Origin of the sequence: Flavobacterium difficile, from assembly GCF_011392115.1 — a bacterium.
Classification (GTDB): domain Bacteria; phylum Bacteroidota; class Bacteroidia; order Flavobacteriales; family Flavobacteriaceae; genus Flavobacterium; species Flavobacterium difficile.
This window is the reverse complement of the sequence record NZ_JAAJBT010000033.1, coordinates 1-239: the sequence shown is the minus strand read 5'-3', so window position 1 is coordinate 239 and position 239 is coordinate 1. Positions and strand designations below refer to the sequence as shown.

Annotated in this window: 1 protein-coding gene; it reads right to left on the bottom strand. The window is 41.0% G+C overall.

The genetic code is table 11. From position 1 onward, the window contains the following. A partial coding sequence (locus G4D72_RS13350; protein ID WP_207784919.1) for a hypothetical protein occupies window positions 1–239 on the bottom strand: 239 nt, incomplete at both ends.

The following is a 239-nucleotide window of genomic DNA, read 5'->3' as shown; positions in this document are numbered from 1 at the left end:
TGTTTCAACAACATCTGACAATCCATCATTATCTGAATCTAAGTCTAAATAATTTGGTAGTCCATCTCCATCAAAGTCTGCTGTTGGGTTAGCGTTTACATCTCCAAAACCAACTGTGTTGTCTTGTGTGTCTACAATACCATCTCCATCTGTATCTGGGCCATCTGCTACACCATCACTGTTGGCATCTCCTGCTGGTGAACCTCCGTTTTCTGTGTAGTCATTAACTCCATCATTAT